The 7234-nt window shown below is 70.6% G+C and carries 7 protein-coding genes; 5 read left to right on the forward strand and 2 right to left on the reverse strand.

Annotation, left to right across the window (positions count from 1 at the left end; genetic code table 11):
• Positions 1 to 129 precede the first annotated feature (129 nt).
• Both ACZ562_RS27810 and ACZ562_RS27815 read left to right on the forward strand, forming a co-directional pair.
• Entirely contained in the window at positions 130 to 609 is a 480-nt protein-coding gene (locus ACZ562_RS27810) for an anthrone oxygenase family protein (RefSeq protein ID WP_471184416.1), read from the forward strand.
• Between the two features lie 277 nt (positions 610 to 886).
• Positions 887 to 2374, forward strand: a complete 1488-nt coding sequence (locus ACZ562_RS27815; protein WP_471184382.1) for a glutamate synthase subunit beta — start codon at positions 887 to 889, stop codon at positions 2372 to 2374.
• A gap of 385 nt (positions 2375 to 2759) precedes the next feature.
• On the opposite strand, the gene ACZ562_RS27820 is transcribed toward ACZ562_RS27815, so the two are convergent.
• Together ACZ562_RS27820 and ACZ562_RS27825 are read right to left on the reverse strand one after the other, a co-directional pair.
• Complete coding sequence (locus ACZ562_RS27820) at positions 2760 to 3014, reverse strand: DUF397 domain-containing protein (protein ID WP_150950159.1); 255 nt, start codon at positions 3012 to 3014, stop codon at positions 2760 to 2762.
• Positions 3015 to 3875: a helix-turn-helix domain-containing protein gene (locus ACZ562_RS27825; RefSeq protein WP_471184385.1), complete on the reverse strand. Its 861-nt coding sequence runs from the start codon at positions 3873 to 3875 to the stop codon at positions 3015 to 3017.
• Positions 3876 to 4119: 244 nt separating this feature from the next.
• Here ACZ562_RS27825 and ACZ562_RS27830 point away from each other — a divergent pair, with 244 nt between their 5' ends.
• The 3 genes from ACZ562_RS27830 to ACZ562_RS27840 all read left to right on the forward strand — a co-directional run.
• Positions 4120 to 4794 (forward strand): ATP-binding protein, encoded by a 675-nt coding sequence (locus ACZ562_RS27830; RefSeq protein ID WP_471184387.1) that lies wholly within the window; start codon positions 4120 to 4122, stop codon positions 4792 to 4794.
• The gene (locus ACZ562_RS27835) at positions 4791 to 5240 is read left to right on the forward strand and encodes a hypothetical protein (protein ID WP_471184389.1); all 450 of its coding nucleotides are present in this window, start codon (positions 4791 to 4793) and stop codon (positions 5238 to 5240) included. The genes ACZ562_RS27830 and ACZ562_RS27835 overlap by 4 nt, the downstream gene beginning before the upstream one ends.
• Before the next feature lie 344 nt (positions 5241 to 5584).
• Positions 5585 to 7234 (forward strand): ATP-binding cassette domain-containing protein (locus ACZ562_RS27840; protein ID WP_471184420.1); only part of this gene is annotated, 1650 nt, incomplete at its 3' end.

The following is a 7234-nucleotide window of genomic DNA, read 5'->3' on the forward strand; positions in this document are numbered from 1 at the left end:
CGCCTGCCCCCGGGCGGTTCGGCCATGGTCGCCGTGCCCGGGCGGGAATTCGCTTGTGGTGACGGCGGTGACGGTGGTGACGGGTGGTGCCGGGCAGAGTCTCGGCTCGATGCGGGAGTTGATGTCGGCGTGATCGATGGGCCGTACTTCGTACTGACGGTGCTGGGTGTGCTCGGTACCGGCCTGGTGGCCGGCGTCTTCTGCGGGTTCTCGACCTTTGTGGTGAGAGGGCTGGCCTCGTTGCCGCCCGCGCAGGGCGTCGCCGCGATGAACGCGATCAACGTGGCCGCGGTGCGGCCGCCCTTCATGTTCCTGTTCGTCGGCTCCGCGGTGCTGTGCGCGGTGATCGCCGTGGTGACGTTCGTGTTGTGGCCGGACGAGGGGGCGGTCGAGCTGCTGGTGGGTGGCGCGCTGTATCTGTTCGGATCGTTCGCGCTGACTATGGTCGCGAACGTGCCGCGCAACGACGCGTTGCTCGAGCTTGACCCGGGCACCGCGGAAACGGCGGCGTACTGGCCCACGTACGTGCGTGAGTGGACGATGTGGAACCACGTCCGCACCGTCGCCTCGGCCGGAGCGGCGGTGGCATTCGTGCTGGCGCTCACCTGAGAGACAACTGCCGCCCGTCCGAGAGGGCCCCGACCCTAGCCTCCGAAGACCCGGCCGTCGCCTCCGAAGACCGGCCATCGCCTCACGGAGACCCCGGTCGCCTCACGGGGACCCGGGCTCCCGTCCGAGAATGCCTTGGCTCTCACTTGGGAAGATCCACGCAGAAAGCGCTGTCCCCCCCACTCTGCACGGGCGCCCCACGGGACGTATCGTGGCCGAAAGAGTGCCGGCCGATGACGCACGGCCCCGTCGCACGCGTACGCAAGGAAGACGGCCCATGGCCGATCCCAAGGGATTCATGCACACTCCGCGCCAGGAGTGGCCCCGCAGGCCCGTCGAGGAGCGGGTCGGGGACTGGGACGAGGTGTACGTCCCCGGGGCACTGCTGCCCATCATCAACAAACAGGCCGACCGCTGCATGGACTGCGGCGTCCCGTTCTGCCACGAGGCCTGTCCGCTCGGCAATCTGATCCCCGAGTGGAACGACCTGGTCTCCCGGGACGACTGGCGGGCCGCAGCCGACCGGCTGCACGCGACGAACAACTTTCCCGAGTTCACGGGGCGGTTGTGTCCGGCTCCGTGCGAGGCGGGTTGCGTTCTCGCCATCAACCAGCCCGCGGTCACCATCAAGAACGTCGAGGTCGCCATAGCCGACCGGGCCTGGGAGCTCGGTTTCGCGCCGCCGAGGGCGCCGGATCGGCTGTCCGGACGCACCGTCGCGGTGATCGGATCGGGGCCCACCGGCCTGGCCGCGGCACAGCAGCTGACCCGGGCGGGGCACACGGTCGCCGTGTACGAGAAGGACGACCGGCTCGGTGGCCTGATGCGGTACGGCATCCCCGAGTTCAAGATGGAGAAGCACCATCTGGAGCGGCGGCTGGAGCAGATGCGGGCCGAGGGGACCAAGTTCCGTACGTCCACGGCGGTCGGACGGGACGTCGGGGCGGCCGAGTTGCGGGCGCGCTACGACGCCGTGGTGATCGCCACGGGGGCGACAGCCTGGCGTGAACTTCATGTTCAAGGAAGGGAGTTGGCCGGCATCCACCAGGCGATGGAATATCTGCCGTTGGCCAACCGGGTGTGCGAGGGCGACCTGGTGACGTCCCCGATGTCGGCCGCCGGGAAGCACGTCGTCATAGTCGGCGGCGGCGACACCGGGGCCGACTGTCTGGGCACCGCGGTCCGGGAGGGGGCCGCGTCCGTCACCCAGCTGGACATCTACGCCCAGCCGGGCGCCGAGCGCGACGAGGACAGCGACCCCTGGCCGACGTACCCGAAGATCTACCGGCTGTCGGCCGCGCACGAGGAGGCCCGCGACCTGCGCAGCGCACCCGCGGCGGACGCGGACGCGCGGCTGTTCGCGGCGTCGACGCTCCGCTTCACCGGCGACACGGACGGGCGGGTGCGCTCGCTGCACCTGACCGAGGTGGACGAGGAGCGGCGCCCGGTGTCGGGGACCGGCCGGACGCTCCCCGCCGACCTCGTGCTGCTCGCCCTCGGCTTCTCCGGACCCGACCGGGAGGACGGGCTGATCGAGCAACTGGGGCTGGAGCTGGAGCTCCGCGGCACGATAGCGCGGGACGCCGGATTCGCCACCAGCGTGCCCGGAGTGTTCGCCGCGGGGGACGCCGCCCGCGGCCAGTCGCTGATCGTGTGGGCGATCGCGGAGGGGCGGGCGGTGGCGGCGGCCGTCGACCGCCTCCTGACGGGCAGTTCACGGCTGCCGGCGCCGATCGGGCCGTACGACCGCCCGATGAGGGTGTAGCCGCGAAAACAGCGGGCCGGTCCGGGTCCTGTCGTCACATTCCCGCCTGCCCCGCCCTCCGGGCGGACGACGGGAATGTGACGACAGGACCTGGCGCCGATCGTCCGTCCCGGCGATCTTTCCCGTCGACAGCGCAACCCGGTTCCAGGTGTTGATCGTGAGCGGGTGAACTCGTCCCTGGAGCGCAGGGCGAGCGTGGCCTGCTCGTGTCGATCTCGGCAGGGGGCTGCCCGGTTCACGATGGGCTCCACAAGGTCATGCGGCAGTAGGTGATCGGCTCAGTACTCATTCAGCGCTCATTCAGGACGCATTCAGGACGCCACTCAGGTGCTCACAACTCGGCGCAATTTTTAGGGGAATCGGCGGACCATCAAGAAGCGGCGTCTCAGGACAGCAGGAAGTCGGCCACCCCCGCCTTCGCGCCCTCGATGAAGGCCGTCATCTCGTCGGTGGTGTAGATCAGGGCCGGACCGTCCGGGTCCGTGGACTGGCGGACGGCGATCCGGCCGTCGGCGAGCTTCATGGCCTCCAGGCAGTTCCCGCCGTTTCCGCCGCTCCACGGCTTGTGCCAGCCCTCGCTGCCCAGTTCCCGCGCGGGCATGCCGTTGTAGACGGGTTTGCGCGGCTTGATGCGATCCATTCACAACTCCTTGCGGAGATCCCGGAGGATCTCCTTCGTGCGATGCGCTGTAGCGGCCTGCGCCGCCATGCGGTCCATGACCTCCAGGTGGGTCGCCACCTCGGCGCGCGCGTCGAGGTAGACGGCTCCGGTCAGGTACTCGCTGTAGACCATGTCCGGGAGTTCGGGCACGGCGAATCGGAACAGCACGAAGGGCCCGTATGTGCCGGGGTGCGGCCCGTTGTCGAACGGGGCGACCTGGAGCGTCACATTGGGCAGCTTCGTGGCCTCGAGAAGTTTGCCGATCTGGGCACGCATCACCTCCGGGCCGCCGACGGGGCGGCGCAGCACGGTCTCGTCCATCACGACCCAAAGCCTGGGAGCGTCCCGGCGGGTGAGCAGATCCTGGCGTTGCATGCGCAGGGCCACATGGCGCTCGATGTCCTCGGGACTCGTCTGGCCGATGGCACCGGACTCCAGGACGCCACGCGCGTAGTCCTCGGTCTGCAAGAGCCCGGGCACGAAGTGCGGCTCATACTCGCGGATGAGGGACGCGGCGCCCTCCAGGCTGACATGCATGGAGAACCAGCCGGGCAGGACGTCGTGGAACCGCTGCCACCAACCGGGACGGTTGGCTTCTTCGGCCAGCTGGACGAATGCCTCCGCCTCCTCGTCGGAAACTCCATAGGCCTTCAGGAGCAGTTGCAGATAGGGGATTTTGAGCGCGACTTCGGCCATCTCCATACGGCGGACCGTGGCGGGGGCGACGCGGAGGATGCGAGCGGCCTCCTCGCGCTTGAGCCCGGCGCATTCCCGCAGGTCCAGCAGGCGCCGGCCGAGGACGACCTGGCCGACGGTCGGCGCGGACCGCGGTTCGCTCACGCTTCACCTCCACAAAGTCCCCGGCTGGACGGCCACAAGGGAATCAGGCCGCCGAAGAAAGAATGCTGACAGCCCTGCGGCGCCATTCGAAGACCCATTCGAAGATCTGTACGGATCTCCGCCGATCCCAACTGGCGCCGCTCGACGTGCTGTTGCGAGCAGTGTGCCACGGCCCTTCACCGCGTCACACAGCACTCTGCATTTTTCAGAGTGACACTTGCCAAGTGTTCACGACGGGGCGATAGTGGCAAGCGTGATTCCGTCCGCGCCCTTAGGAACAGACGCCGCCGCAGGCCGACCCCAAGGTCTCGGTGCCGCCGCGGGAGTGGGCCCCGAAAGGGCCTCTGCCGAGCGCCGGTTCCGTTTCGAGCTGGCCGCACATCCGGGTTCTCCCGCGCACGCCAGACGCCTGACAAGGGCCCGGCTGACCGGCTGGTCGGTCTGCGAGGACACCTGCGACACGGCGGCCCTGGTGGTCTCCGAGCTGGTCACCAACGCCATAGTGCACACCGCGAGCACCATCGTCGTCTGCGAACTGCACGACGTCGACGACCTGGTGCGCATAGCCGTGCGGGACGAGGGCTGCGCGCCTGGCGAGCCCCATCCGTCCCCGCAGCGGCCCGAGGAGGAGCACGGGAGGGGACTGCTCCTCGTCGACGCGCTGTGCCATGCCTGGGGTGCCCATGAACACGGCCCCGGGCTGTTGGTGTGGGCGGAACTGCCGCGCAAGGCCGACACCCCCCGTGACGACGCCGACGTCCCGCGCAACGACCTGGGCTGGGGGGCCCGGCCGAAGCCCGGCCCGGCCGGCGGCTCGGGCGGCGAGGACGAGGCGGAGGCACACGGGCCGACGGCCGACGGGACGGGGGCCTTGGGCCTCCCCCCGATCGACCGGAGCCATGATTGGTGGAGAGCGTGAGCACTGCGCCCGGCAGTGCCCGGGTGCGGAGCCTGGACACACTGGTCCGCATTCGCCGTAACCAGCCCACGGGAGTAGGCACGTCGGCAACGCCCCGGCGACTGCCCGTCCCCGTCGGTATGACGTCCCCGCTGGGCTGCGACGCGGTGGTGATACCCGCCCGCCTCGGCCCGCCGCTGATGCCCCTGCTGCCGCGCGTGGGATGCGTCTACGCCGACGAGACGCACTGGTGGTGGATCGTGCCGTCCGACTCCGACTACGCACTGGAGTGGCCGGCCCCCGCGCACTACGCCACCGGCGCAGTCCTGCCCGAAGCCCCGGGCGTACCGGGCCTGATCCACAGGCCGGACGGCGCCCTCCCCTACACCCCGCCGATACCGCTCTACCTGGCCCTGTGCCGGCTGACGGGCTTGCTCCCCACGTGGTCGCGGCCGGTCAGCGTGTAGAACACCGGTAATCGGCGCACGTCAGGAACGCCCCACAGCACCGTTCGGACCCGAGCCGTCCCGGCGGTCTCACCGTGCGCCGCGATCGCCCACAGCGCCCGTCAGACACCCGCCACAGCGCAGGTCAGACGCGCCACCGCACCTCACCAGGGCGTACGCCCGCGCGTTCCCGTCTCCCCCGCACGCGCCCTGCCCCGAAGCAGCCCGCCCCGCGATAGTGGCCGTTCGTCCACGATCGGGGGAGGTCGGCGGTGGGCAAGAGACGTGCCGTGGGCAAGGACGGTGGCACACCCGAGGTCTCCGAGTCGGAGCGGCTGCTCTTCGGCGGCCCGCTGCGCTACGACATGGGCTGGAACACACACTCGGACGCGTTCCTGGAGCTGAACTTCCGGGCCATGACGACCCGGCTGCCCGCCCTGCTGGCGTCCAGTTTCCGACTGGCCTGGCAGGCCGACCGGTCGGCCGCCCGCGCCGTGCTGGCCGCCGAGGCGGGCCGGGGCGCGGCCCAGGCGGTGAGTCTGCTCGCGGTCAACAGCGTGCTGGGCCGGCTGATCGGCGGCGGCGCCATCGAGGAACGGCTGCGCGGCGCCCTCCCCGCGCTGACCGTGATGGCCGCCGTGATGCTGGTCGGGGCGCTGCTGCGGGCGACGTCGACGTATGCCACCGGGCGCCTGGAGCCGAAGGTGGAGCGGGTCGCCACCGAGCTGTATCTGGAGCGGGCGGCCGAGGTGGAGCTGGCCGCGATCGAGGACCACGCCTTCCACAAACTGCTGGACACGGCCCAGTACGGCGCCGCCTCCGCCCGCCGCATGATCTCGTTCGCCACACGCGTGATGAACGCGATGATCTCGCTGGTCGCCGCGGCGGGCGTGCTGACCGTGCTGCACCCGGCGCTGCTCCCGCTGCTGGTGACGATGACGCTGCCGAGTGGCTGGAGCGCGCTGACCATCGCCCGTCGGCGCTACGAGTCCTTCCATGCCTGGGTGCAGCACGCGCGCGCGGGACGGCTGCTCGGAGCACTGCTCATCGAGCCGGAGGCCGCCCCGGAGATCCGCGTCCACGGCGTGGGCCCGTTTCTGCTGCGGCACTTCCGCTCGATGTCCGAGACGGCGGAGGCCGAGCAGGCCCGCCTGTCCCGGCTGGCCGCCCGTACGGGCCTGATCGCGGCGGCCTGGACGGGCCTGGCCACGGCGGCGACGTACGCGACGCTGGGCGGGCTGCTGCTGGCGGGCGCGATGGCCCTGTCGGTGGCGGGCACGGCCGTGATCGCCATCCGCGCGGGTTCGCAGAGCCTCGACACGCTGGTCGTGGAGGTCAACGCGCTGCACGAGGAGGCAGTGTTCGTGGGCGATCTGCAGCGGCTCTACGTCGAGGCGGCCGAGCGGGCCATTCCGGCGGGCGGCGCGGCGCTGCCCGAGGAACCGCGCGAGATCCGCTTCGAGCACGTCACCTTCAGCTATCCGGGTGACCCGACCCGACCCGCGTTGGAGGACGTGACGCTCACCGTCCCGCTCGGCAAGATCGTCGCGCTGGTCGGTGAGAACGGTTCCGGCAAGACAACCCTGGTGAAGCTGCTGGCCGGCCTGTACGCCCCCGACAGCGGCCGGATCCTGTGGGACGAGGTGGACGCGGCGACCGCCGACCGGCGCCGCCTCGCCGAACGCGTCGCGATGGTGGCCCAGGACTTCAAGCGGTGGCCGTTCACGGCCCGCGTCAACGTGGCGGTGGGCCGTTCCTCGGCGCCGCTCACCGACGAGCGGGTGACGGAGGCGGTCGCGGAGGCGGGCGCCGAGGAGGTGGTCATGGACCTCCCGCGCGGACTGGACACTCTGCTGGCCCGCAACTTCAGCGGCGGGCACGAACTCTCGGGCGGTCAGTGGCAGCGGCTCGGGATCGCCCGAAGCTGTCTGGAAACAACGCGTTGCTGTGCGGGCCCCGTGATCGTTGATCTTGGGTGGTCATATCCAAGTCGACGTTCCGACAACTTGCCTCTC

It is taken from the genome of Streptomyces sp. NPDC040410 (assembly GCF_055595715.1).